The following is a 22,408-nucleotide window of genomic DNA, read 5'->3' on the forward strand; positions in this document are numbered from 1 at the left end:
ACGGAGGAGAGAGTGGGGAGCACCATCACGACACCGCCTTGCGCAGCGGGGTCACTCGCATCTGGTCCTGATGCGTGCCGATTGCGTCCGCGATGAACCGCGCAGTGATCGGGGTGCCGTCATAGTGCAGGATCGGCACCAGCCGCACCGGGTCGATGCCGTTCTCGGTGACGATCAGCTGGCGCAACTGCGCGTCACGGTTCTGTTCGACCACATAGACGAAGTCGTGCTCGGCGATGAAGCTCGCCACGCTCGAATGGAACGGGAAGGCGCGGATACGCAGCCGGTCGAGCTGGTGGCCGCGCGCCTCCAAAAGTTCGATCGCCTCGTCCATCGCCGGCGCGGTCGAGCCGAAATAGATCACGCCATACTTCGTCGGCTTGGCTGCGTTGGCCTGCAGGGGACGCGGCACCATGTCCTGGGCGGTCTGGAACTTGCGCAGCAGGCGCTGCACGTTGTCGGCGTAGACGGCGCCTTCCTCCGAATAGCGTGCATAACGATCGCGCGACGTGCCGCGGGTGAAGTAGGATCCCTTGGTCGGATGCGTGCCGGGAAGGGTGCGGAACGGAATGCCGTCGCCGTCGACGTCGAGGTAGCGGCCGAAATCGCGGCCATCCTCGAGCATTTCGGCCGTCATCACCTTGCCGCGGTCGTACTGCCGGGCGTCGTCCCATTTCAGCGGCCGGCACAGCCGCTGATTCATGCCGATGTCGAGGTCGAGCATCAGGAAGACCGTGGTCTGCAGCCGTTCGGCGAGATCGAAGGACGCTGCCGCGAATTCGAACGCCTCCGCCGGGTCCTCGGGAAACAGCATGACGTGCTTGGTATCGCCGTGCGAGGCATAACCGCAGGCGATGAGATCGCATTGCTGCGTCCGGGTCGGCATGCCCGTGGAGGGGCCGGCGCGCTGCACGTTCATGATCACGGCCGGGATCTCGGCGAAGTAGGACAGGCCGATGAACTCGGTCATCAGCGATACGCCGGGGCCCGATGTCGTGGTGAAGGCGCGGGCGCCGTTCCAGGATGCACCCACCACCATGCCGATCGAGGCCAGCTCGTCCTCAGCCTGGACGATGGCGTATTTGGCCTGGCCCGTCTCCGGGTCATGCCGCAGCTTCTTGCAGTGATTGGTGAACGCCTCGGCCACCGAGGACGACGGCGTGATCGGATACCACGCGCAGACGGTGGCGCCGCCATAGACGGCGCCGAGCGCGGCGGCGTTGTTGCCTTCGAGGAAGATGCGGTCGCCGACCTTGTCGGCCTTCCTGATGCGCAGGCCGATCGGGCATTTCAGATTCTGCAGCGCCCAGTCGCGGCCGAGATGCAGCGCATGGACGTTGGAGGAGAGCAGCTTCTCCTTGCCCTTGTACTGCTCGCCGATCAGCTGCTCGATCAGCTTCGGGTCCATCTCGAGCAGCGCGGAGAGCGCGCCGAGATAGATGATGTTCTTGAACAGCTGGCGCTGCCGCGGGTCCGAGTAGGTCGAGTTGGTGATCGCGGTCAGCGGCACGCCGATGACGTTCACGTCGTCGCGAAACTTGGTCGACGGCATCGGCTTGGTCGAATCGTAGAACAGGTAGCCGCCCGGCACGATGCCGGCGACGTCCTTGTCCCAGGTCTGCGGGTTCATCGCCACCATCAGGTCGGTGCCGCCGCCGCGGGCGCCGAGATGGCCGGCCTCGGTGACCCGCACCTCGTACCAGGTCGGCAGCCCCTGGATGTTGGACGGGAAGATGTTGCGGGGGCTGACCGGCACGCCGTGGCGGAGCACGGCGCGCGCGAACAATTCGTTGGCGCTGGCCGAGCCGGAGCCGTTGACGTTGGCGAAGCGGACGACGAAGTCGTTTACGCTGCTGAGCGGCGCTTGCTGGGACATGCGTTACCTGCGTGAGTCGTCTCGATGAAATATTTCTGCATGTCCCACGCACCGGTGGGGCAGCGCTCGGCGCACAGGCCACAATGGAGGCAGACGTCCTCGTCCTTCACCATCACGCGCCCGGTCTTCAGATCCGATGACACGTAGAGGTCCTGGTCTGGGTGCAACGACGGCGCCCGCAGCCGCGCGCGCAGATCGGCCTCCTCGCCATTTTCCGTAAAGGTGATGCAGTCCATGGGACAGATGTCGGCGCAGGCGTCGCATTCGATGCATAGCGTGTTCGAAAACACCGTCTGCACGTCGCAGTTCAGGCAGCGGTGCGCCTCGCCGAGTGCGAGCTTGACGTCGTAGCCGAGCTCGACCTCGGCGCGGATGTCCTTCAGCGCCACCACCTTGTCACGGTGCGGCACCTTGAAGCGCTTCTCCGGCGAGACGTCGTTGTCGTAGCTCCATTCGTGGATGCCCATCTTCTGCGACGAGATATGCACCTCGGGCAACGGCCGCTCGGTGATGTCCTCGCCCGACAGCAGGCGATGGATCGACAGCGCCGCCTCGTGGCCCTGCGCGACCGCCCAGATGATGTTCTTCGGGCCGAACGCGGCATCGCCGCCGAAGAACACTTTTGGATTCGTCGAGACGAAGGTCTTGGGATCGACCACCGGCATATGCCATTTGTCGAATTCGATGCCGCAATCGGCCTCGATCCAGGGGAAGGCGTTCTCCTGGCCGACGGCAACGAGAACGTCGTCGCACTCATACGTTACGTCGGGCTCGCCCGAGGGCACCAGCGAGCGCCGGCCCTTGTCGTCATATTCCGCCTTCACCTTCTGGAAGGTGACGCCGGTCAGCTTGCCATTGTCGTGATTGAAGGCGACCGGCACGAGATAGTTGAGGATCGGAATATCCTCATGCAGCGCGTCTTCCTTCTCCCAGGGTGAGGCCTTCATCTCCTCGAAGCCGGAGCGGACGATGACCTTGACGTCCTCGCCGCCGAGGCGGCGCGCGGTGCGACAGCAATCCATCGCAGTGTTGCCGCCGCCCAGCACGATCACGCGCTTGCCGATCTTGTCGGTGTGGCCGAACGAGACGCTGGACAGCCAGTCGATGCCGAGATGGATATTCGCTGCGGCGTCCTTGCGGCCGGGAATGTTCAGCTCGCGGCCGCGCGGCGCGCCGGAGCCGATGAACACGGCATCGTAATTGTCGGCCAGCAGCGCCTTCAGGCTGTCGATGCGATGGCCAGCCTTGTAGTCGACGCCAAGGCTGAGCACATAGCCCGTCTCCTCGTCGATCACGCTGTCAGGCAGCCGGAATTTTGGAATCTGCGAGCGCATCATGCCGCCGGGCTTGGGATCGGCGTCGAACACGGTGCAGTGATAGCCGAGCGGCGCGAGATCGCGCGCGACGGTCAGCGATGCCGGACCGCCGCCGACCAGTGCGATGCGCCGGCCGTTCTTCGGGACAGGCCGCGGCATGCGCTGATGCACGTCGTCCTTGAAATCGGCCGCGACGCGCTTCAGCCGGCAGATCGCGACCGGGCTCTCCTCGACGCGTCCGCGCCGGCAGGCGGGTTCGCAAGGGCGATCGCAGGTGCGTCCGAGAATGCCGGGGAAGACGTTCGACTTCCAATTGATCATGTAGGCGTCGCTGTAGCGACCCTCGGCGATCAGGCGGATGTATTCGGGGACCGGCGTGTGTGCGGGACAAGCCCATTGGCAATCGACCACTTTGTGGAAGTAGTCGGGCGCCGAAATATCAGTCGCTCTCATTCCTACCCTGTCCGCGCGGCGAACCACGAGCGCGCGGCCTTCCTGACGTGAGGGCGACTGATGATCAGGTCAGCAGAGGATCGGTTGAGGTCCGGAGCAGGCCCTGGTCGTCGCCCTTCTGTTTTTTGAATGGCTCAATTGAATAGTCATATCAGACTAGAGCCATTCCAAGGCGCACACAAAGGCAAATTTGCAGAGCTGCTGCTCATACACAGTGTGCGGTGCCGCATTGCAGGCGCGATGTGGCCATGTGTTGCAATGCGAGATGGCGTGACGACGAGTTCGAATGGGCTGCGTTAATAGACGAGAGGCCAGTGAGTGGAGCACGCGCGCGGCCGCACACTCCGTCGTCATGCCCGGGCTTGACCCGGGCATCCACGCGCTTCCCAGGATGCCGAACGACGTGGATAGCCGGGACAAGCCCGGCCATGACGGTGTGGAGAGAGACGAGGCCGTCACTTAGTTCGTAGATGCGATATCAGCGCGGCTGAGGTCCCACATCAGGCGATAGATGCCTGCGGAGATCTGCGTCGCCAGCGGTCCGTCCACCGCAGCGAAGCGCGTCGTCATCAGCGTTGCGATCGCGTGGCTGTCGGTGCCGTCGATCAGGATGAACCAGTCGGCATCGCGTGAGGTTGCTGGGACATCAGCCGCGGGACCGGAGAGATCAGCATCGCCTTCAAGCAGGTGCATCGAGATCACGCCCCTGAGCTCGCGCGGATCGAGCTCGACCTGCAGCGCGTCACGCAAGCCGCCGTCCTGTCCCGGCTTCGGCCGCAACCGGATGATGCCGAGCACCGCACCGCGGCCGGCGCCTTTCGAGATCGTGATCCGCGCGACGCTGCGGATCATGTTCTTGAACCGCGCCATCACCGTCTTCGACCACTCCGTCGGCGCCTCCAGCCGTGCGCGATAGGGCGCGCTGTCGAGCACGTCGATCGTCTCGGTCGAATACAGGCAGAGATATTTGGGGCTGCCCTGCTCGGCGACATAGCGCCGCGCCTCGATGAAGCCGGGAATCGCGACGCGCTCCTCGAGATGCTCGCTGTCGTACCAGCGGTTGAAATCGGCTTCGTCAGCGGCATCGATGTTCATCGATGTCAAAAGCATGCCTGTCCCGGCGATGGGCATTTCGAGCCTCCTGGTGCGTGTGCCGATCCTCATCCTGAGGAGGCCGCCAAAGGCGGCCGTCTCGAAGGATGAGGCCCGGAACGATCACGGGCCTCATGCTTCGAGACGGCGCTGGCGCGCCTCCTCAGCATGAGGGGAATGAGTGATGTGTTTAAGGCGCGCTCGCGCGCGTCGCCATATCGCAGATGGCTTTCATGACCGCATCGCGGATGCCAGGGTCATAAAGATTGTGACCTGCGGCTTCGACGACACGGATTTCGGCCTCGCGCCACACTTCGGCGAGCCGCGCGGACGTCGATGGCGGGCAGAGCAGGTCGTAGCGGCCCTGCACGATGATGCCGGGAATGCCGGCGAGCTTTGTCGCATCGCGCAGCAGCTGATCCGGCGCCATGAAGCTGTCGTGCGAAAAGTAATGCGCCTCCATGAACGGCGTCGCCGGCAAGGCGCTGCCCGAACGGATCGCGAGGCGGTCGAGGTGGGGGCGTGCGGGCTTCACTTCCGACAGCGCCCGCTCGACGTCATGCCAGGCGCGTGCGGCCGGGCCGTGGATCGCGGGATCGGGATCGAGGATGCGGCGGAAATAGGCGTCGCAGGGATTGGCGCGCTCGGTCTCCGGCAGCATCTCGAGGAAGTCGCGATGCAGCGTGGGATGAAAGCGCGCCAGCGTCTCGCCGAACGCCATTTCCACCTCGGCGCGGGTGCCGAGAAAGGTCGCGCGCAGCACGAGGCCTGTGACGCGCTCTGGATGCGCCTGCGCATAGGCGAGTGCCAGTGTGGCGCCCCAGGAGCCGCCGATGACCATCCAGCGCTCGAAGTCGAACTTGGCGCGGATCGCCTCCATGTCGGCGATCAGGTCGGGCAGGGTGTTGTTGTCGCGGCTGCGGGCGGGACGCGAGCGGCCGGCGCCGCGCTGGTCGAACAGCACGGCGTGAAAGCGCTCGGGATCGAACAGGCGGCGGTGATCCGGCTGGCAGCCGGAGCCGGGGCCGCCATGCAGATAGACGGCGGGGATGCCGCCGGCCCGGCCGCTGCTCTCGACATAGATCTGGTGACCGCCGGAGACGTCGAGCCATTCCGAGGTCAGCGGCACGAACGGATCGTTGCGGCGCGCGGCGGCGCGGCCGGCTTCGGCGTCAGGCATCGGTGCTCTCGGGCGTGCCGCCGGCGAAGTTGCGATACAGGAAGCGGTCCTGGCCCGAGGCTGCATCGCGCTCGGCCTGCTTGAAGATGCTCTCGTGCAGGGGCGACAAGGTGCAGGCGGGATCGGTGTTGGCGGCATCGCCGGTCAGCGCGAAGGCCTGGCAGCGGCAGCCGCCGAAATCGATCTCGCGGAATTCGCAGGATTTGCACGGCTCCTTCATCCAGCCGGTGCCGCGATAGCGGTTGAAGGCCTCGGAGTTTTGCCAGATCCAGGCGATCGAGTTGTTCGAGCGCACCGACATGAAGTCGAGCCCGGTGATGCTCTCGGCGGCGTGGCAGGGCAGCACCTTGCCTGAGGGCGAGATGTTGAAGAACTGCCGGCCCCAGCCACCCATGCACTTTTTCGGCCGCAGCGCGTAGTAGTCCGGCACGACGTAGTCGATCGTGAGCGTGCCCTTCAGCCGCTCGCGCGCCTCTTCGACCAGTCGGTCGGTTTCTTCCAACTGCTCGTAGGTCGGCATCAGGCTGGCGCGGTTCTTCAGCGCCCAGCCGTAATATTGCACGTTGGCGACCTCGAGCCGGTCGGCATCGAGATCGACGGCCATCTGAATGATATCCGGCAACTGATGCAGGTTCTGCCGGTGCATGACGGCATTGACCGTCAGCGGCAGGTCGAGCTCGCGTGTCCAGCGCGCCACTTCCAGTTTCTTCGCGTGGCCGCCCTTGTAGCCGCCGACGCGGTCGGCGACGACGGGCTCATTGCCCTGGAAGCTGATCTGCACGTGGCACAGGCCGGCGTCGGCCAGCTCCTTCAGCCGCTCGCGCGTCAGCAGCACCGCCGAGGTGATGAGATTGGTGTAGAGTCCGACGTCATTGGCATGCTGCACCAGCTCGACGATGTCCTTGCGTGCGGTCGGCTCGCCGCCGGAGAAATGCACCTGCAGCACACCGATCTCGGCGAGCTCCGACAGCACCTTCTTCCACTCGGCCGTCGTCAGCTCCTGTCCGGCGCGATCGAGCTCCAGCGGGTTGGAGCAGTAGGGGCATTGCAATGGACAACGATGGGTGAGCTCGAGCAGCACGGCGAGCGGAATGCCGTAGGTCTCGGCGATGGAGCCGCGGCGCTCCAGCACGGCGAGGCTGTCATTGCTGTCGATCTGCGGAGTCGTCTCGGTGAGTTCGGTCATGATGTCGTCTCCCGAACCTCGGTGAGAAAGCCCTTGTCGGCGAGATCCTGCAGCATCGCGACCACGTCGGTTGCAATGACATCGCGCGGCGCGGCGTATTTCGCCGCGAGCTCGTCGATGATCTCGGCCACACTGCGCGCGCCGTCGCACAGCTTCAGCACCTCGACCGCGATCTCATCCGGCGCCAGCACGCGCTCGGGCGCGAGGATCACCCAGACCTGCCGCGTCTCGTCGTACTTCAACTTCGTATGCCGCGGCAGCACCACGCGGCTGGTTTCGGTGACCTGGATGTGACGCGGGGCCATGGCGGGGTCTCTAGGGCGTTTGATTTTGCAGGAGCACAGTGGCTGCGCAGCGCGCGGTGCAACTCCCCTCCCCCTTGCGGGGAGGGGTTGGGGGTGGGGGTCCCAGCAATGACTGCCCGTGTGGCCCCCCACCCCCGACCCCTCCCCGCCTAGCGAAGCTCCGCTTCGCGCGGGGGGAGGGGGGAGCACCGATCGCGGCGCGGGAGGGGTGGTCCAAACGGCGCACGTCATCCCTCCTTCGGCACAAACGCGCCCGGCGGGATGTGGCCCTCCACATACGCGTGATACAGCGCGTCGAGCTGCACCCACAGCACGTTGGTCTTGAAGATCAGCGCATTGCACACCGCGGCGCGCTGCTCCGGTGTCGTCGCATGCTCCTTGACGAAATGCAGCGCGAAGTTGGCGTCCCGCGGCGCCTGGGTGAGGCGGCGCTTGAAGTAGCTCATCGTGTCGTTGTTGACGAAATTGTAGTGCTCGAGCATCCCCGAGATGCGCTCTTCATGGATGCTGGGCGCAAACAGCTCGGTCAGCGACGAGGCGATCGCCTCCAGCGGCGAGCGGTCGCGGCAGAAATGCACATACGCCTCCACGGCAAAGCGCGTCGCCGGCAGAATGCCCTCGGTGGACTCCACATAGGCCGTGTCGAGGCCGAGGCCTTCGGTCAGCTTCAGCCAGCGCTCGATGCCGCCCTCGCTGCCGACATCGCCGTCATGATCCTCGATGCGGTGCCGCCATTCCAGCCGCGTGGCGCGGTCGCGGAAGCGGGTCATCACCATCGCGTCCTTCAGCGGGATCGTCGATTGGTAGTAGTAGCGGTTCAGCGCCCAGGCCTGCACCTGGCCCTTGTTGAGCTTGCCGCTGTGCAGGAGCTTATGGAACGGGTGGTGGTTGTGATAGCGCGTCGCGCCAATGTGGCGCAGCGCCGCTTCCAATTCGCTTGCAGTGTTCAGCGTCACGCCGCGTCCGATCGACAGCGCCGTCATTCCGCTCAGATTGACCTCACTCACAGTACGATCTCCATCCCTTCAGCGGGGATTTCCCATCCCTCGCGTTCCAACGTTTGCCGCTCGGGTGAGGCGTGCAGCCACGCCGGATTGGAGTTGTTGATGTGCAGGAAGATCTTCCTGCCGATCCCGAGGTCCGCCAGCTGCTTGATCGCGCCGCTTTCTCCGGACATCGCGATATGCCCCATGCTCTGCCCGGTCTTGTTGCCGAGTCCGGCCTGGATCATTTCGTCGTCGCGCCACACCGTGCCGTCAAACAGCACCAGCGGCGCGCCTTTCAATCTCGTTCTCAGCTCATGATCGACATCGGCGCAGGCGGCGATGACGTAGGCATATTGCCCGCTCTCGACGTCCTCGATCTTGAGGCCCAGCGTGTCGCCGGCCGAGGAACTGCCGCCGGGATGCTGCTTGTCGCGCAGATACCAGGCGCTGGTGCCGGACACCGCGAACGCCGTGATCTCCAGCCCCGACGGCGAGCCATCCTGCAGCAGCGGGCGGAACGGAACGTCGATCACGATCGGCACGCGCTTGACGTTCTCGTCCTTCAACACATCGAAGATGTTGTTCGATCTGAGGATCGCAAGCACTTTCGGATGCGCGTGGATCGAAAAAGACGAGCTCTCGCGCATCGACAGCAGGCCGGTGACGGCATCAATCTCGCCATTGGTCAGGATCACGCCGGCGATCGGGCTGTGGCGCAGCGCGCCGGGCTTGGGATGCAGCTGCGGCGTCGAGGTCACCTGCTGGCGCAGGTCGGGCGAGGCATTGATCAGGAACCAGTTGGCGCCATCGGCGCTGACCGCGACCGAGGCCTGGCTGTTCTGGATCTCGGGATGCGAGGTGCGCGCGGCGCGGCACACGGCGCAGCCGCAATTCCACTGCGGGACTCCGCCGCCCGCGGCGGCGCCCAGGACGACGAGGCGAAGCATGAGCCGTCTCCTGGAATTCAGCTGTGGTGGCGCACGCGATTACCGGCGGCAGGATGACCTGGGGTCAGGATGATCTGAGATCAGGATGACCGGAGGTCAGGACAGCGACGAGGGTGGGACATCGGACCCGCGTACGGGCTGGCACATACGCGATCACAGATCCCCACCCTCAAGCGTCGACGTCCCGATCCCGGCGGGACCTGGACGTCACACCCGCCAATTATTTGCGGGCGGCGCAGGCATACATGTTGATTTCCATGCCGACCGGCACTTCAACAATCTTCGGTGCTTTCCAGGCCATTGTCCTCTCCTTCAAGACGGGACGGTTATCGTCCTCAGCATTAAACTACCGTGCTACGAAAAGTTCGCCAGTGGAATCTTTTTGTTTGAGCGTCTCAGGCCCGCTTATTGCAGTGCGAAGTCGCAAACGCGAATTGCTATGGTTTTCGTCGGTTTGAGCCGCGAAAACAACGAATTCGTGATCGAAGGCTTCGCACCGCCGTCCTGTTCCGCCATTAGCTTGGGGCGCGCAGCGGGGCGGATAAAGCGGTTGTGAGAGGTTCGAGACTTCAAAATCCCAGCGTGTGACCCCATTGGAAACTGACGATGCCAAGATATTTCTTCAACACACGGATCGGCGAGGAACTGGTCTCCGACACCGACGGCGAAGTGCTGCGCAATCCGGACCGCGCGTGGGAAGTCGCGCGCGACATGATCAAGGAACTGCTGCGTACCGAAGGCGGCAATGCGGCGCTGATGACGGCCGTCATCGAGGTCACCGACGAGGATGGCGAGATCGTGCTGGAGTTTCCGTTCTCGGAAGCGATCTTCAACATGACCGCGCAATCCATGACGCGGCACTGAGCGGGACCGCGCCGCGTATCGCACGCAGACGGCGCGCGCTCAGACGGAATGACGGGGCCGTACCAGCTCGCCGCGGGTGCTGGCGATTCCCATCTCGAAACTGTCCGCAATGCGGCGGGCGCGGACGATGAAGAGTTTTCCGAGCTCCGGCGCGAACAGGTCCTTCGCGGTCGCCTCGAACAGCTGCAGCCAGCGGTCGAAATGCGGGCCGCGCAGCTCCAGGACCAGATGTGGCCGCATCGGCGCGCCGCTGTAGCGGCCGGTCTTCAGGAACATCGACGACCAGAAATCGCTGATCTTGCCGATGTGCTCGTCCCAATCCTCGACCGTGTGGTTGAAGATCGGTCCAATCAGCTCGTCCTCGCGCGCGCGGCCATAGAACGTCTCGACCAGCCGGCGGATCGCAGCGTCGTCGAGTTCCGGATTTTGAACCGCGAGGGGATGTCTTTCAGGCTGGGCGGCGGGCATGCTCATGGCGTTGTATATAGGGATTGAGTGCGGCGCAGGGAATGCCGCGCCGCGTTGGGCCTCATGGTTCGAGACGCGCCGAAGACGGCGCTCCTCACCATGAGGGTAAACAGTGTGCGGAGAGGAGTGCGGAGAACAATCCTCGCCGCATATTCCGCCCTCATCCTGAGGAGCGCGCCTCCGGCGCGCGTCTCGAAGGATGGCCACAAGTTCGCTCTCTCCACCCGCCGCTCACGGCAGGGTGACGAATTCCACCCAGTTCGGCTTCTTGCCGACAGCGTAGGACTTCACCTTCTCCGGTGCGCCGCTGGCCGCATCGATCTTGTACACCGTCATGCCGTTTGACACCTCGCCGACTGCGGCCAGATAGCGCCCGGTCGGATCGATGGCGAAGCCGCGCGGCTGGGTCTCGGTCGGCACGCTGCCGATCAGGCTCACGCGCCCGCTGGCCGCATCGATCTTGAACGCGGCCAATGTGTTGGAGCCGCGCTCCGACGTGTAGAGAAACTTGCCATCAGGCGTCGCATGAAGATCGGCCGCCCAGGGCTTGCCGGTGAAGCCCGGGGGCAGGGTGGTGATGCGCTGCTGCTCGGTCCACGTACCCTTCTCGGCGTCATAGGCATAAACCGCGAGATCGGCGTTGAGCTCGTGCAGGAGATAGATGAACTTGCCGTTCGGGTGGAAGATGAAGTGCCGCGGCCCTGATTTCTCCGGCGTCTTCACCGTCAGCTTGTCCTGCGCGGTCAGCGTGCCCGTGGCCGCATCGAAGGCGAAGCCGAGCACCTGGTCGGAGCCGAGATTGGTCGCGAACACGAAGCGGTTGTCAGGCGAGGGCAGGAACGCGTGGGCGTTCAGCCCGGTAGGGATCACCTGGCTCGGCGCTGCGACGACGCCGTTGGCCTGCACCGGATTCTCCGCCACCTTGTTGCCGCCATAGGAGGCGCTGAACAGCAGCTTGCCGGTGCGATCGAAGGCGATGTTGGCCATGCTGTCGGCGAGCGGGCCGTTGCCGATGTGCGTGAGCTGGCCGGTCTTGGCGTCGATCGCAAAGCTCTCCGCTTGAAAAGGTTGCGAACGGACGCCGGCAATCAGCAGCTTCTTGTCCGGACTGACCGCGAGCGGGGTCGACGAGCCCGGCTTCTCGACGCCGACGAAGGCGGCCGTCTGCACCGGGCTCATCTCGCCGGTCGCGGCATCGAACTTGAACACGCTGATGTCGTTGCTGTCGGCATTGCCGACATAGGCGTAGGTCTCGGCGTACCCTGCGCGCGGCGCCAGCGTTGCCGCGGCGGCCAGGACGAATGTTGCGGCCAGGATGGTGCCCGATCTGATCATGTGCTTCCCCCTTTGTGATGTTGTTGATTGAGGTCTTAAAGTCGTTTGTCAGGCTTGACCAAGCCTGTTTCCGGATCGATCGATGCAGGACGGGTATTGATCGCGGTGGGGGCCTCATGGTTCGAGACGCGCCGCGAGCGGCGCTCCTCACCATGAGGGGAAGCGGCGCGAAGTGCCGCGACCTATGCTCGTCACACCCTCAGCCCTCGTCCTGAGGAGCCCGCCGGAGGCGGGCGTCTCGAAGGACGGCCGCGGGCACCAGCGCTCCCGCGGTTCCACAACTTCACCGGTCCAGTCGAGGAGCCCGCGCCTCTGCATAGCCCGCTTCACAATGCGCGGCTTTCTCACTGCCACCCGCCGCGCTAAGAACGCCAGACCACCACGGAGCTCCCCATGACCGATCTCTGGCGCCTGCCGGCTGCCGCTCTTGCCGCCCTCATCAAGTCGAAACAGGTCTCCGCGCGCGATGCCGCGACCTCGGCACTGGCCCGGCTCGATGCGGTCAATCCCGCGATCAACGCCGTGATCGACCACCGCCCCGAGGACGTGCTGCAGCAGGCCGACGCCATCGACGCCAGGCTCGCGCGTGGCGAGGATCCGGGACCGCTTGCCGGCGTGCCCGTCACGATCAAGGTCAATGTCGACCAGGAAGGCTACGCCACCACCAACGGACTCAATCTGCAGAAGGACGCGATCGCGTCGGCGCATAACCCGGTCGTCAACAATTTCGTCAAGGCCGGCGCCGTGCTGCTCGGCCGCACCAACACGCCGGCGGTGTCCTATCGCTGGTTCACCAGCAACCTCATCCACGGCCACACCAAGAACCCGCGCGATCCCGGCATCACGCCCGGCGGCTCCTCCGGCGGCGCCGGCTCGGCCACCGCCGCCGGCATCGGCCATATCGGCCACGGCACCGACATCGCCGGCTCCGTCCGCTATCCCGCCTATGCCTGCGGCATCCACGGCCTGCGCCCGACGGTCGGCCGCATCCCCGCCTTCAACACCTGCCTGCCGGAGCGCCCCATTGGCCCGCAGATCAGCGCCGTCTCCGGCCCGCTCGCCCGCACGGTCAACGACGTCAGGATCGCGCTTGCCGCGATGTCTGCGCGCGACGTCCGCGACGTCTGGTGGATGCCGGTGCCGCTCGAAGGTCCTCCCTTGCCGAAGCGCGTCACGCTCTGCGTCAATCCCGACGGCCTGAACCCGGTGCCGGAAGTCGTCGCCGCGCTGCGCGACACCGCTAAGCGGCTGGAGGCCGCCGGCTGGACCGTCGAGGAGATCCAGGACACGCCGCCGATGCAGGAGGCCGCGCTGCTGCAGACCCGGCTCTGGCTCGGCGACGGCTACGAGGCGCAACTCGCGGCCGCTGAAAAGGAAGGCGACCCCGGCGCGCTCGCCTGCCTGCGCGGCAACCGTGACAAGGTGCATCCGTTCGATCTCTCGGCGACGCTCGCCCGCCGCGCCGCGCTGACCCGGCAATGGCTCCTGTTCATGGAGCAGCATCCGCTGCTGCTGATGCCCGTCTCCGGCATGCTGCCGTTCGCCGACCAGCTCGACCGCAAGGACGAAGACTCCTTCAAGCGGGTCTGGCACGCCCAGCTGACGCAGATCGCGATTCCGTTCTTTGGCCTGCCGGGCCTCGTCGTCTCGACCGGCATGGTTGGCCGCGTCCCCGTCGGCGTACAGCTCGTCGGCCAGCGCTTTCGCGAGGACATGTGCCTCGCCGCGGGCGAGGCCATCGAGGCCGGCGGCACGCCACCGTCGCCGATCGATCCGGTGCTTGGGTGATGGCCGGCATCTACGATTTCACCGCGGCCTCGCTCACGGGCGAGGAAGTGCCACTGAAGCGCTTCGAGGGCCAGGTGCTCTTGATCGTCAACACCGCCAGCGCCTGCGGCTTCACGCCGCAATATCGCGGCCTGGAGGCGCTGCACCGCGCCTACGCCGACAGGGGCTTTGCCGTGCTCGGTTTTCCCTGTAACCAGTTCGGCGCCCAGGAGCCCGGCACGGCCGAGGAGATCGGCGCGTTCTGCTCGACGAAGTACGATGTCACCTTCCCGCTGTTCGCGAAGATCGACGTCAACGGCACGGACGCGCACCCGCTCTACAAGTTCCTGAAGGGCGAGAAGACCGGCCTGCTGGGCTCGGCGATCAAATGGAATTTCACCAAATTCCTGGTCGATCGCTCGGGCCGCGTGGTGTCGCGCCATGCGCCGACCACCACGCCCGAGGCGTTGAAGAAAGAGATCGAGGCACTGCTGTGAGCGACAACGAGACCTTCACCTTCCCCGACCGTCTTTCGGTCGATCCGAAGAGCCCCTACTACAACGCGGAGATCCTGTCGCGCGACGTCGGCATCCGCTTCAAGGGCGCCGAGAAGACCAATGTCGAGGAATACTGCATCAGCGAAGGCTGGATCCGCGTCGCCGCCGGCACCGCCAAGGACCGCCACGGCAACCCGCTGACCATCAAGGTGCACGGGCCGGTGGAGCCGTATTTCAAGGATTGAGAGTAGGGGACGCTGCGCATGCCGGATGCGTCAGCGGTCTGCCACTCCGAGCTCTCCGTCATCGCGAGCGAAGCGACGCGATCCAGGGCCGAGCAAGGACTCTGGATTGCTTCGCTTCGCTCGCAATGACGTGGAGAGAGCGCGTCCACCCCGAGCTGTCATCGCCTGCGGCAGGGGGGATAGTCCCGCAACATTTACGATGGCTGTTGCGAACTCTGCCATATCGTCTCTACTGGTGTCGTCCCGGGCTTGACCCGGGACCCATACGCCGCGGCGGTCGTGGCGGCGCGCGGTCTCACGACGAGCCTGCCTCACACGTCTCCCTGTGGTTATGGATCCCGGCGTTCGCCGGGATGATTCGGCGAAGAGTTTGAGCGTTGCTCAAAATATTCCTTGAACGCCGCTCACGTTCCGCTACACTAACTCTCACTCGCCACGCCGGCGTCGGCCCGCGACGCGCAACGCGAACAGCGTTTGCGCGACCGGACCCGCATGCCTGCGGCGGACCACCTGAGGTAACGACCATGTCCTATTCCGAAACCGACCTCCGCGCCGCCGCCGGCGCGGGCGCCATCAGCCCCGACGAGCTGCAGCGCCTGCTGGCCTATCTCCACCAGCGCGCCCCCTCCACCGACACCCCCCGCGCCAAATTCGATGCCGCGCACCTCCTCTGGTACGCCGGCGCGCTGATCGTGATCGGGGCCATGGGCCTGTTCTCGACGGTGGCGTTCTCGCAAATGGGCGGCCGCGCCCTGACCGCCTGCGCGCTCGCTTATGCCGCGGCCTTCGGCTTCGCCGGCGACCACCTCTGGCGCCGCGGCCTGCGCGTCCCCGGTGGCCTCTTGATCGCCATCGCCGTGTCGATGGCGCCGCTCGCCGTCTACGGCATCCAGGCCGAGCTCGGCTGGTGGGGCAGGTTCGGCAAGCCCGGCACGGTCCAGGACTTCTACGTCTGGATCAAGGGCAGCTGGCTGTTCATGGAGCTCGCCACCGTCGCGGCGGGCGCGATCGCGCTGCGCTTTTACCGCGTGCCCTTCATCTATGCGGTCATCTCGGTGGCGCTGTGGTTCATGTCGATGGACCTCACGCCCTGGATCTTCCATGTCAGCCACATCGATTGGGAGATGCGTCGCATCGTCTCGATCTGGTTCGGCTTGGGCATGCTCAGCCTGGCCTGGATCGTCGACTATACCAACAACAACCGCGACTTCGGCTTCTGGCTGCATCTGTTCGGCCTGATGGCCTTCTGGGGCGGCATCAGCGCCACCGAAGGCGCCACCGAGTTCGGCAAGGCGATCTACTGCTTGATGAATGTCGGCCTGCTGATGATCGCTGTCATCATCGTCCGCCGCGCCTACGCCGTGTTCGGCGCTGTGGGCATCACGATGTATCTCGGCCATCTCGCCGATGTCGTCTTCAAGGACTCGCTGCTGTTCCCCTTCGCGCTGTCGCTGATCGGCGTCGCGGTGGTGGCCGCGGGGCTGGCGTATCATAGGAAGCAGAAGGTGATTGCGGAGTGGTTGGCCGCCAATCTGCCGCCGGCGGTGCTGCGGTTGCGGCCGCAGCAGGCTGCGGCCTAAGACGTTGCAGACCGTTGAGAGTGGGCTCCGGAATCCTGAGTTCACTCTCATGGTAAGCAGCGCCGCCGGCGCTAAGCCAACTAGTGTAACAGGTCCGGACGGCAGCGCGTCCCGACCATGAAACTTAAAAGAATCCAATTAGGCCAACAGCCACGGAGCACGGCAATGGGCGCGTGGAAGCAGGTAGTGCGCCTCTACCGGATCCTGCTCAGCCCATGGGAGGATCCTACGCTGATGGCCCTGTTCGGTTCGCGCCTCACGCTGGTTGCGAACGTCTGCGCGCTGCTGATCGTTCCGATGATGATCTATACGGCTGGCATCATCACTCAGCAATGCAGAGGCTACGAGCGACCGCAGGATGCTCCTCTGTATCTCCTGCCTGCCATCGTCATGATCGTTATCAGAAGACAGCTGTTTTCGTTCTGCTTTCTTCTCTTCTACATCTGGCAAATGACCGAGATGGCTCTTCAGGCAAGAAACCTCGGTCTCGGAATTCAGGATTGCGGAGACCGGTTGGGGGAGCCTCTTCAATATACCTTGGTCTTGTTGATCGTTTCCATTATCTGCCTCGCCATCTACATCGCCTATCTTGCCGTTGTAGCCGTCGTCTCTGTCGCAAAGTTCATCGCTTGGGCCATCAAAGACGAGGAGTGAGATGTTCTCTGCATCGCGTCGAAACTACGGTGCATCACATGACTCACGTGAAGAGACCTGTTGCCGCGCAGGCAGATTGCCGGATAAGGTTGCAGCGGTCGATGCTAGTGCGGAACGGGCGTCCTCGTTTCCGTCGACATGAGTAAAAGTTGTATGTTCGATCGATCGCGATATACGAGCTATGCCAACGACACAAAATGGTCAGAGCTTCAGCAGGCCATGGTGTCCTTGGGCGCGCGTGCTCCGCGTTTCAGGGTCAAGACACTCAACCTGCCGGAAGATTCGAATTCGGACAGTGAGTGGTATTATCACTTCAGGTCGGACTATGTCTGGAAAGAAATGGAGTGGGTCGATCTCGTACTCCGTCAAAGCCCAGACGCCGCCTCCTTGGATGAGGTCGCCTCAATCTGCCGGCGCGTCGGATTTGAGATCGAGAGCCATCACGATTTCGTTCGGGTGGTTGGCCATTACAAGCATGGGAGGACCTAGAGCTCCGCCATGGAAGGACAGGCGGCGCACGGAAGGTGCGACGGCTTATTGGTGCGTCGGCGATTTCAAGGTTCGATGCGAGGATCCGGCAGCGGCTTTCACAGGTAAGATTTCTCTCACCGGATGTCGGGACCAGACGGTCTCGACCGTCCTTCGAGCACAACTCCTGCACAGTCGCAGCGAGCCATCGAAACCGAACCTGGAGCCATTGTCATGCGCATCACCGTCGAAACCACCGTCGCAGCCCCGATCGACCAAGTCTGGCGCGCCTATACGACGCCGGCCGATATCGTCAAGTGGAACGCTGCGTCGGACGACTGGCATACGACCAAGGCCACGGTCGACCTGCGCGAAGGCGGAGACTTCTCGTCGCGGATGGAGGCCAAGGACGGCAGCATGGGGTTCGACTTCGCCGGGACCTACACCAAGCTCGTCGAGCACAAGCTGATCGCCTACGCCTTCGGCGACCGGAAAGCGGACGTTCATTTCGAGACCGGTCCGAACGGCGTTCTCGTTCGCGTTGTCTTCGATCCTGAAACGACGCACCCGGTCGAGATGCAACAGCAAGGCTGGCAGGCCATTCTCGACAGCTTCAAACGGCACGTGGAGGCGAAGGCGTCTTGAGCGCACCGGACGCGCGGCGCCCCGATGAGGGCGTCGTGAACGGCCTGAATCTTCGCCCTTGACAAATTCCGAAAATCAGCAATACTGCACCCATCCTGCCTCATCGCAGAGGGGCGTACGCGTCGTCACGAACGTCGGGGCAGGGATGCGGTGGCCGCAGCGGCGACGGTGGACGACCGGCGTCGTTGCGGACGGAGAAGTCGTGTGGTCCTGGCCTCTCGACGCTGAGGTCAAGTCTGCGGTCAGTTGCTTGACGGCACGCGCGGGCGATGGGGGCAAAAGAGCCCGATCCCCAGGGAGAGCACGAAGGACACCGTGAAAACCATCGCGCAGGGAAGGCCGGAATGCACCGGTCGTACCTGTGGTTCCTGCCCCGTGCATTTTTTCACGCACGGGGGCCATGGGTTGCGGCCAGCACCCGGTCTTCCCTGCGCCCTCTGTCCTTGATCGGAGGGACATGTCGATGCAGCACTCGGGTGTGACGCGCCGCGAGGCCATGGTCGCACGTCCCCAGGCTGTTTGAGATGTGAAAGCGATTCATCCTCACGGCGTCCACTGACGCGGCTGTTTACCTCCGCTGTCGTCCCGGACAAGCCGTGACGTGCGAAGCGCGTCGGGGCGCCGATCCGGGACCCATACGCCGCGGCGGATGTGGCCTGGCGAGGTCTCACGACGGGCCTGCCACAAACGAGGCCCTGTGGTTATGGATCCCGGCGTTCGCCGGGATGACGGCGGTGTTCGTTGTGAGAGCACACAAGCTCACCACGCGTCATTGCGAGCGAAGCGAAGCAATCCAGGGCGGCGCGTGGGGCTCTGGATTGCTTCGCTTCGCTCGCAATGACGGAGTTTGGAGTGGACGGCGTGACTCAAGCCAGGAGCTGTGGAGCCATGAGCTGTCGAGCCATGAACTCTCGAGCCTTAAGCTTCAAAACAGCACGACAAAATCGGACGCGATCGAACGCGTCCGCGCCATCCCTACGACGACAACCTCATGTCCAACAGCCGCCGGCCTTCGCCGCGCAGCAGCTTCTTCACCGCGCTCGACGCGACCACCTCGCCGTCATTGGCATACGCCTCGTGGTTCTTCTCGATGTCCTCGAGGCGATAGAGGTAGTTCACCATGACCGTCGCCGACTCGCGCTGGCCCTTGGCGGAGAGGTCGCCGAGCCAGTTGATGCGCTCGAGCCGGGCGCCGTTGCCGAGGTGGAAGCGGGCGACGGGGTCGATCAGCTTGCCCTTCGACGTGCGCGCCTTCAGGAAGTAGTGCGCGGCGAGCGGCTCGATCACGGTGCGCAATTCCGCCGTCATCTCGGCATCCTCGACCCAGCGCGGCTCGTTGAGGAGCTTGAGCACGTTGCGATCCTCCTCGGTCGCATCCTCCGTCGATTTCAGCCAGCCCATGAAGCCCGGCACCGGCGACAGCGTGACGAAGGTGTCGAGCTTCGGCAGCTCGCGGCGCAGCTCCTCGACCACCTGCTTGATCAGGAAGTTGCCGAACGAGATGCCGCCGAGGCCGCGCTGGGTGTTGGAGATCGAGTAGAACACCGCGGTGCGGGCGCGATCGGCGGCCACCGGCGCACGATCGACCGCGAGCAGCGGCGCGATCGCGCCGGGGATGGTCTCGGTCAGCGCGATCTCGACGAAGATCAAGGGCGCGTCGGGCATCGCCGGATGGAAGAAGGCGTAGCAGCGCCGATCGATCGGATCGATGCGGCGGCGCAGATCGTCCCAGTCGTGGATCTCGTGCACCGCCTCGTAGCGGATGATCTGCTCCAAGATATTGGCAGGCGTCGACCAGTCGATCCGGCGCAGCACGAGAAACCCCCTGTTGAACCACGAGCTCAAGAGATGCACGACGTCGCGATCGAGCGCGGCGAGTTCCGGATTCGACTTCAGCAGATCCAGCAGATCGGTGCGCATCGCGACCAGCTCGGGCGTGCCGCCCGGGGCGCGGTTGAGGCGGCGGATCAGCTCCTGGCGGCGCGGCTCGGAGGCGAAATGCAGCGCGCTGGCGCCTTCATCCGATGGCGCGGCGCGCCACGCCTCGATCGCCTTGGTGAGCCTGGCATTGTCAGGACCGAAATCGTGAACCAGCGCGGTGAAGAACGCCTTGCGGCCCTCGGCGTCGAGATCATGATAGCCGTCGAGCACGTCGCGGGCCATCGCGGTGCCCGAGGCCTCGCCGGCACCGGACACCAGCGCCTCGCACAATTCGGCAAGGCTCTTCGCATCGTGCTTGTCGACCGCCGGCGTGCCGCCGCGCAGCAATGTCCGGCCGCGCTCGGAAATGGTGGTGATCAGGTCAGTAAAAAAGGCGTTGGCCATCTGGTCTCAGTCGAATCCCCGAAAAGCGACAGGCTGTGATGTTACATGGATTTATGGCAAAGGTGGCGACATTCAAACATAACAAATCGTCAACGCCGCCGTCCCCGCCTGCATGCGCGGCGGAGCCGTCATTCACTCGCGCCGGCGAATTCGGTCGGTGTGCGGCCAGTCACCTGCCGGAAGGCGTGCGAGAATGCCGGCACGCTGGCGTAGCCGAGATCGGCGGCGAGCTGCTTGACCGAGAGCTGGCGGTCGGTCGAAAGACGCTCGATCGCGGCCGCAATGCGGGCACGCTGGCACCAGGCCTTGAAGCTCAGCCGCGTCTCCGCCGCGAACAGCCGCGACAGCGTGCGCGCGGAGCTGCCGACGGCGCTCGCGAGAGTCGCGAGATCCTGCTCGTTCGCGGGCGAGGCGAGCACGAGCAGCGCGGCGCGCCGCGCGCGCGGATCCCTCGGCAGCGGGATGAAGGTCGAGGAATCCTCGGCGCGGCGCAATTCGAGCAGCGCGAGCCGCACCAGCAGGGCGGTGCGCTCGGGCCCGCCGGTGGCATCGAACAGGGCGAGGATCGCCTGATGCAGCAGCGGCGACACGTGCACCACGAATTCGCGGTCGAGCCTGACACCGCGCGCCTCGCGCGCGAGCCAGTCCAGCTCGAAATACAACGTCCGCATCTGGCTGTCCGCCAGCATGTCGATGGCATGCGCATGCCGCGCCGGCACCCACACCGCGCGATCCGGCGGCACCAGCCAGCGGCCCTGCGGCGTCGTCACCTGCATGGTGCCGGCGGAGGCGTAGATCAGCTGCGACTCCCGGTGCATGTGCGGATCGAGCCGGGCGCCCTTGTGGTAGCTGCGCGCGATCAGGTGCACGCCAGGCTCGGTCGTCACCCGGTCGTCGCCGAGCGGCTTCAATGGCGTGTCCACGATGGTCATTGGCGGCTTCTCGTTGGGGCGAGCCAGTATAACCGAATTATCCGGGAATCGAGGATCCGCTCATGAACACTCCCCGCCGCGTCATCGGCTTCGTCAACGCGGCCCATTTCATCGACCATTATGCGATGCTGATCTTCGCGGCCGCGGTCATCATCATGGGCCCCGCGCTCGGCATGGCCTATGCCGACCTGCTGCCCTATGCGACGCCGGGCTTCATCGCCTTCGGCGCCGGCGCGCTGGTGACCGGCTGGCTCGGCGATCGCTGGAGCCGGCGACACATGATGCTGATCTTCTATCTCGGCATCGGGCTGTCGATGATCTCGGTCGGCCTGGTGCAGACGCCGTGGCAGCTCGGCGCAGCGCTGTTCGCGATCGGCCTGTTCGCCTCGATCTATCATCCGGTGGGAACCGCGATGCTGGTGTCCTATGCCGACCGGCTCGGCCGCGACATGGGGTTGAACGGCGTGTTCGGCAATCTCGGCGTCGCCTCGTCGGCGCTCGTCACCGGCGTCGTCGGGCAATATCTCGGCTGGCGCTTCGCCTTCATCGTGCCCGGGGTGATCACGATCGGCATCGGCGTGGTCTTCGCGATGCTGGTGGCGCATGAGGATCGCCGCGGCTCGAAGCAGGCGGCGGCGCAGGCCCGCGTCGCGCGCGAGCAGATGTGGCGCGTGGTGCTGGCGCTGCTGCTGGTGGTGATCGCGATCTCCACCACGTTCAACGCGATCACCGTTGCGCTGCCAAAGTTGTTTGCGGAGCGGCTGGCGGGACTGACGCAGAGCCCGGCGCTGCTCGGCGTGATCGTCGCTGGTGTCTACGTGTTCGGTGCGATGACGCAGTACACGATCGGACGCTTGCTCGATCGCCACACGCTGAAGGCGGTCGCGCTGCCGCTGTCACTGGTGCTGGCGCCGCTGCTCTATCTCGCGGCCGACGCGCGCGATTGGGCGCTGATCGCAGCCTCGATCGGCATTGTCATGGGCGCATTCGGGCAGGTCACGGTGAACGACGCCATGGTCGGCAAATACACCGCCGAGGAATGGCGCTCGCGCGCCTATGCCGTGCGCTATTTCGTCGGCTTCACCGCGGCCGGCGCCTCGGTCGGCCTCGTCGCCTGGCTTTACGAGCGCGGCGGTTTCGTCACCATGCTGCAGGCCTTCGCCGCGCTGGCGCTGGTCGCTGTTATCGCCGCGCTGATCCTGCCGCCGGAGCTTCCGGCAGCGCGGCCCGCGTTACGGGAGGCGCCGGCCGAATGACGAGCTCGGGAGACGACAACGATCAATCAGA

At 64.9% G+C, this 22,408-nt stretch carries 22 protein-coding genes; 9 read left to right on the forward strand and 13 right to left on the reverse strand.

Going from position 1 to position 22,408, the window contains the following annotated elements; genetic code table 11:
- Nucleotides 1-25: 25 nt before the first annotated feature.
- From BRAD285_RS06355 to pqqA, 9 genes are all read right to left on the reverse strand, one after another.
- Complete coding sequence (locus BRAD285_RS06355) at nucleotides 26-1,876, reverse strand: 2-oxoacid:acceptor oxidoreductase subunit alpha (protein WP_006612266.1); 1,851 nt, start codon at nucleotides 1,874-1,876, stop codon at nucleotides 26-28.
- Complete coding sequence (locus tag BRAD285_RS06360) at nucleotides 1,846-3,645, reverse strand: FAD-dependent oxidoreductase (protein ID WP_006612267.1); 1,800 nt, start codon at nucleotides 3,643-3,645, stop codon at nucleotides 1,846-1,848. The genes BRAD285_RS06355 and BRAD285_RS06360 overlap by 31 nt, the downstream gene beginning before the upstream one ends.
- Nucleotides 3,646-4,104: 459 nt before the next feature.
- The gene (locus tag BRAD285_RS06365; RefSeq protein ID WP_006612268.1) at nucleotides 4,105-4,776 is read right to left on the reverse strand and encodes a DUF4286 family protein; all 672 of its coding nucleotides are present in this window, start codon (nucleotides 4,774-4,776) and stop codon (nucleotides 4,105-4,107) included.
- Nucleotides 4,777-4,927: 151 nt separating this feature from the next.
- Nucleotides 4,928-5,917 (reverse strand): prolyl aminopeptidase, encoded by a 990-nt coding sequence (gene pip / locus BRAD285_RS06370; protein ID WP_006612269.1) that lies wholly within the window; start codon nucleotides 5,915-5,917, stop codon nucleotides 4,928-4,930.
- Nucleotides 5,910-7,103, reverse strand: coding sequence for a pyrroloquinoline quinone biosynthesis protein PqqE (pqqE, locus tag BRAD285_RS06375; RefSeq protein ID WP_006612270.1), 1,194 nt, complete (start codon nucleotides 7,101-7,103; stop codon nucleotides 5,910-5,912). Before pqqE ends, pip begins: the two co-directional genes overlap by 8 nt.
- Complete coding sequence (pqqD, locus tag BRAD285_RS06380; protein WP_006612271.1) at nucleotides 7,100-7,408, reverse strand: pyrroloquinoline quinone biosynthesis peptide chaperone PqqD; 309 nt, start codon at nucleotides 7,406-7,408, stop codon at nucleotides 7,100-7,102. Before pqqD ends, pqqE begins: the two co-directional genes overlap by 4 nt.
- A 227-nt stretch (nucleotides 7,409-7,635) precedes the next feature.
- The gene (gene pqqC, locus BRAD285_RS06385; protein ID WP_371507690.1) at nucleotides 7,636-8,391 is read right to left on the reverse strand and encodes a pyrroloquinoline-quinone synthase PqqC; all 756 of its coding nucleotides are present in this window, start codon (nucleotides 8,389-8,391) and stop codon (nucleotides 7,636-7,638) included.
- A gap of 20 nt (nucleotides 8,392-8,411) precedes the next feature.
- The gene (gene pqqB / locus BRAD285_RS06390; protein WP_006614241.1) at nucleotides 8,412-9,341 is read right to left on the reverse strand and encodes a pyrroloquinoline quinone biosynthesis protein PqqB; all 930 of its coding nucleotides are present in this window, start codon (nucleotides 9,339-9,341) and stop codon (nucleotides 8,412-8,414) included.
- A 220-nt stretch (nucleotides 9,342-9,561) separates the two neighbouring features.
- A complete protein-coding gene (gene pqqA / locus BRAD285_RS06395) occupies nucleotides 9,562-9,642 on the reverse strand; it encodes a pyrroloquinoline quinone precursor peptide PqqA (RefSeq protein WP_012029362.1) in 81 nt (26 codons plus the stop codon).
- A 305-nt stretch (nucleotides 9,643-9,947) separates the two neighbouring features.
- Between pqqA and BRAD285_RS06400 the strand changes: the two genes are divergently transcribed.
- Nucleotides 9,948-10,205: a hypothetical protein gene (locus BRAD285_RS06400; protein WP_006614239.1), complete on the forward strand. Its 258-nt coding sequence runs from the start codon at nucleotides 9,948-9,950 to the stop codon at nucleotides 10,203-10,205.
- Between the two features lie 39 nt (nucleotides 10,206-10,244).
- On the opposite strand, the gene BRAD285_RS06405 is transcribed toward BRAD285_RS06400, so the two are convergent.
- A complete protein-coding gene (locus BRAD285_RS06405; protein WP_006614238.1) occupies nucleotides 10,245-10,679 on the reverse strand; it encodes a group III truncated hemoglobin in 435 nt (144 codons plus the stop codon).
- 225 nt (nucleotides 10,680-10,904) lie between these two features.
- Nucleotides 10,905-12,008, reverse strand: a complete 1,104-nt coding sequence (locus tag BRAD285_RS06410; RefSeq protein ID WP_006614237.1) for a lactonase family protein — start codon at nucleotides 12,006-12,008, stop codon at nucleotides 10,905-10,907.
- Between the two features lie 393 nt (nucleotides 12,009-12,401).
- Here BRAD285_RS06410 and BRAD285_RS06415 point away from each other — a divergent pair, with 393 nt between their 5' ends.
- From BRAD285_RS06415 to BRAD285_RS06445, 7 genes are all read left to right on the forward strand, one after another.
- Nucleotides 12,402-13,796, forward strand: coding sequence for an amidase family protein (locus tag BRAD285_RS06415; protein ID WP_006614236.1), 1,395 nt, complete (start codon nucleotides 12,402-12,404; stop codon nucleotides 13,794-13,796).
- A complete protein-coding gene (locus BRAD285_RS06420; protein WP_006614235.1) occupies nucleotides 13,796-14,272 on the forward strand; it encodes a glutathione peroxidase in 477 nt (158 codons plus the stop codon). The genes BRAD285_RS06415 and BRAD285_RS06420 overlap by 1 nt, the downstream gene beginning before the upstream one ends.
- Entirely contained in the window at nucleotides 14,269-14,517 is a 249-nt protein-coding gene (locus BRAD285_RS06425; protein ID WP_006614234.1) for a DUF3297 family protein, read from the forward strand. The genes BRAD285_RS06420 and BRAD285_RS06425 overlap by 4 nt, the downstream gene beginning before the upstream one ends.
- Nucleotides 14,518-15,041: 524 nt before the next feature.
- Complete coding sequence (locus BRAD285_RS06430) at nucleotides 15,042-16,097, forward strand: hypothetical protein (protein WP_006614233.1); 1,056 nt, start codon at nucleotides 15,042-15,044, stop codon at nucleotides 16,095-16,097.
- Nucleotides 16,098-16,262: 165 nt separating this feature from the next.
- A complete protein-coding gene (locus tag BRAD285_RS06435; RefSeq protein WP_006614232.1) occupies nucleotides 16,263-16,751 on the forward strand; it encodes a hypothetical protein in 489 nt (162 codons plus the stop codon).
- A 219-nt stretch (nucleotides 16,752-16,970) separates the two neighbouring features.
- Complete coding sequence (locus BRAD285_RS36670; protein ID WP_371507691.1) at nucleotides 16,971-17,240, forward strand: DUF6678 family protein; 270 nt, start codon at nucleotides 16,971-16,973, stop codon at nucleotides 17,238-17,240.
- Between the two features lie 213 nt (nucleotides 17,241-17,453).
- Nucleotides 17,454-17,864, forward strand: a complete 411-nt coding sequence (locus BRAD285_RS06445) for an SRPBCC family protein (RefSeq protein WP_006614230.1) — start codon at nucleotides 17,454-17,456, stop codon at nucleotides 17,862-17,864.
- Nucleotides 17,865-18,839: 975 nt separating this feature from the next.
- On the opposite strand, the gene BRAD285_RS06450 is transcribed toward BRAD285_RS06445, so the two are convergent.
- Together BRAD285_RS06450 and BRAD285_RS06455 are read right to left on the reverse strand one after the other, a co-directional pair.
- Nucleotides 18,840-20,189 carry a malonyl-CoA decarboxylase gene (locus BRAD285_RS06450; RefSeq protein ID WP_006614229.1) on the reverse strand — a complete coding sequence of 450 codons (1,350 nt, stop codon included), beginning with the start codon at nucleotides 20,187-20,189 and terminating at the stop codon, nucleotides 18,840-18,842.
- 128 nt (nucleotides 20,190-20,317) lie between these two features.
- Entirely contained in the window at nucleotides 20,318-21,121 is an 804-nt protein-coding gene (locus BRAD285_RS06455; RefSeq protein ID WP_006614228.1) for a helix-turn-helix domain-containing protein, read from the reverse strand.
- 62 nt (nucleotides 21,122-21,183) lie between these two features.
- Between BRAD285_RS06455 and BRAD285_RS06460 the strand changes: the two genes are divergently transcribed.
- Nucleotides 21,184-22,377, forward strand: coding sequence for an MFS transporter (locus BRAD285_RS06460; protein WP_006614227.1), 1,194 nt, complete (start codon nucleotides 21,184-21,186; stop codon nucleotides 22,375-22,377).
- Nucleotides 22,378-22,408: the final 31 nt, after the last annotated feature.

Source organism: Bradyrhizobium sp. ORS 285 (assembly GCF_900176205.1).
Taxonomy (GTDB): domain Bacteria; phylum Pseudomonadota; class Alphaproteobacteria; order Rhizobiales; family Xanthobacteraceae; genus Bradyrhizobium.

Bases quoted from the DNA above. Each gene is read 5' to 3' on its own strand.
- BRAD285_RS06355 (WP_006612266.1), bottom strand. From the start codon at position 1,876: ATGTCCCAGCAAGCGCCGCTCAGCAGCGTAAACGACTTCGTCGTCCGC.
- BRAD285_RS06360 (WP_006612267.1), bottom strand. From the start codon at position 3,645: ATGAGAGCGACTGATATTTCGGCGCCCGACTACTTCCACAAAGTGGTC.
- BRAD285_RS06365 (WP_006612268.1), bottom strand. From the start codon at position 4,776: ATGCCCATCGCCGGGACAGGCATGCTTTTGACATCGATGAACATCGAT.
- pip (WP_006612269.1), bottom strand. From the start codon at position 5,917: ATGCCTGACGCCGAAGCCGGCCGCGCCGCCGCGCGCCGCAACGATCCG.
- pqqE (WP_006612270.1), bottom strand. From the start codon at position 7,103: ATGACCGAACTCACCGAGACGACTCCGCAGATCGACAGCAATGACAGC.
- pqqD (WP_006612271.1), bottom strand. From the start codon at position 7,408: ATGGCCCCGCGTCACATCCAGGTCACCGAAACCAGCCGCGTGGTGCTG.
- pqqC (WP_371507690.1), bottom strand. From the start codon at position 8,391: ATGACGGCGCTGTCGATCGGACGCGGCGTGACGCTGAACACTGCAAGC.
- pqqB (WP_006614241.1), bottom strand. From the start codon at position 9,341: ATGCTTCGCCTCGTCGTCCTGGGCGCCGCCGCGGGCGGCGGAGTCCCG.
- pqqA (WP_012029362.1), bottom strand. From the start codon at position 9,642: ATGGCCTGGAAAGCACCGAAGATTGTTGAAGTGCCGGTCGGCATGGAA.
- BRAD285_RS06400 (WP_006614239.1), top strand. From the start codon at position 9,948: ATGCCAAGATATTTCTTCAACACACGGATCGGCGAGGAACTGGTCTCC.
- BRAD285_RS06405 (WP_006614238.1), bottom strand. From the start codon at position 10,679: ATGAGCATGCCCGCCGCCCAGCCTGAAAGACATCCCCTCGCGGTTCAA.
- BRAD285_RS06410 (WP_006614237.1), bottom strand. From the start codon at position 12,008: ATGATCAGATCGGGCACCATCCTGGCCGCAACATTCGTCCTGGCCGCC.
- BRAD285_RS06415 (WP_006614236.1), top strand. From the start codon at position 12,402: ATGACCGATCTCTGGCGCCTGCCGGCTGCCGCTCTTGCCGCCCTCATC.
- BRAD285_RS06420 (WP_006614235.1), top strand. From the start codon at position 13,796: ATGGCCGGCATCTACGATTTCACCGCGGCCTCGCTCACGGGCGAGGAA.
- BRAD285_RS06430 (WP_006614233.1), top strand. From the start codon at position 15,042: ATGTCCTATTCCGAAACCGACCTCCGCGCCGCCGCCGGCGCGGGCGCC.
- BRAD285_RS06435 (WP_006614232.1), top strand. From the start codon at position 16,263: ATGGGCGCGTGGAAGCAGGTAGTGCGCCTCTACCGGATCCTGCTCAGC.
- BRAD285_RS36670 (WP_371507691.1), top strand. From the start codon at position 16,971: ATGGTGTCCTTGGGCGCGCGTGCTCCGCGTTTCAGGGTCAAGACACTC.
- BRAD285_RS06445 (WP_006614230.1), top strand. From the start codon at position 17,454: ATGCGCATCACCGTCGAAACCACCGTCGCAGCCCCGATCGACCAAGTC.
- BRAD285_RS06450 (WP_006614229.1), bottom strand. From the start codon at position 20,189: ATGGCCAACGCCTTTTTTACTGACCTGATCACCACCATTTCCGAGCGC.
- BRAD285_RS06455 (WP_006614228.1), bottom strand. From the start codon at position 21,121: ATGACCATCGTGGACACGCCATTGAAGCCGCTCGGCGACGACCGGGTG.
- BRAD285_RS06460 (WP_006614227.1), top strand. From the start codon at position 21,184: ATGAACACTCCCCGCCGCGTCATCGGCTTCGTCAACGCGGCCCATTTC.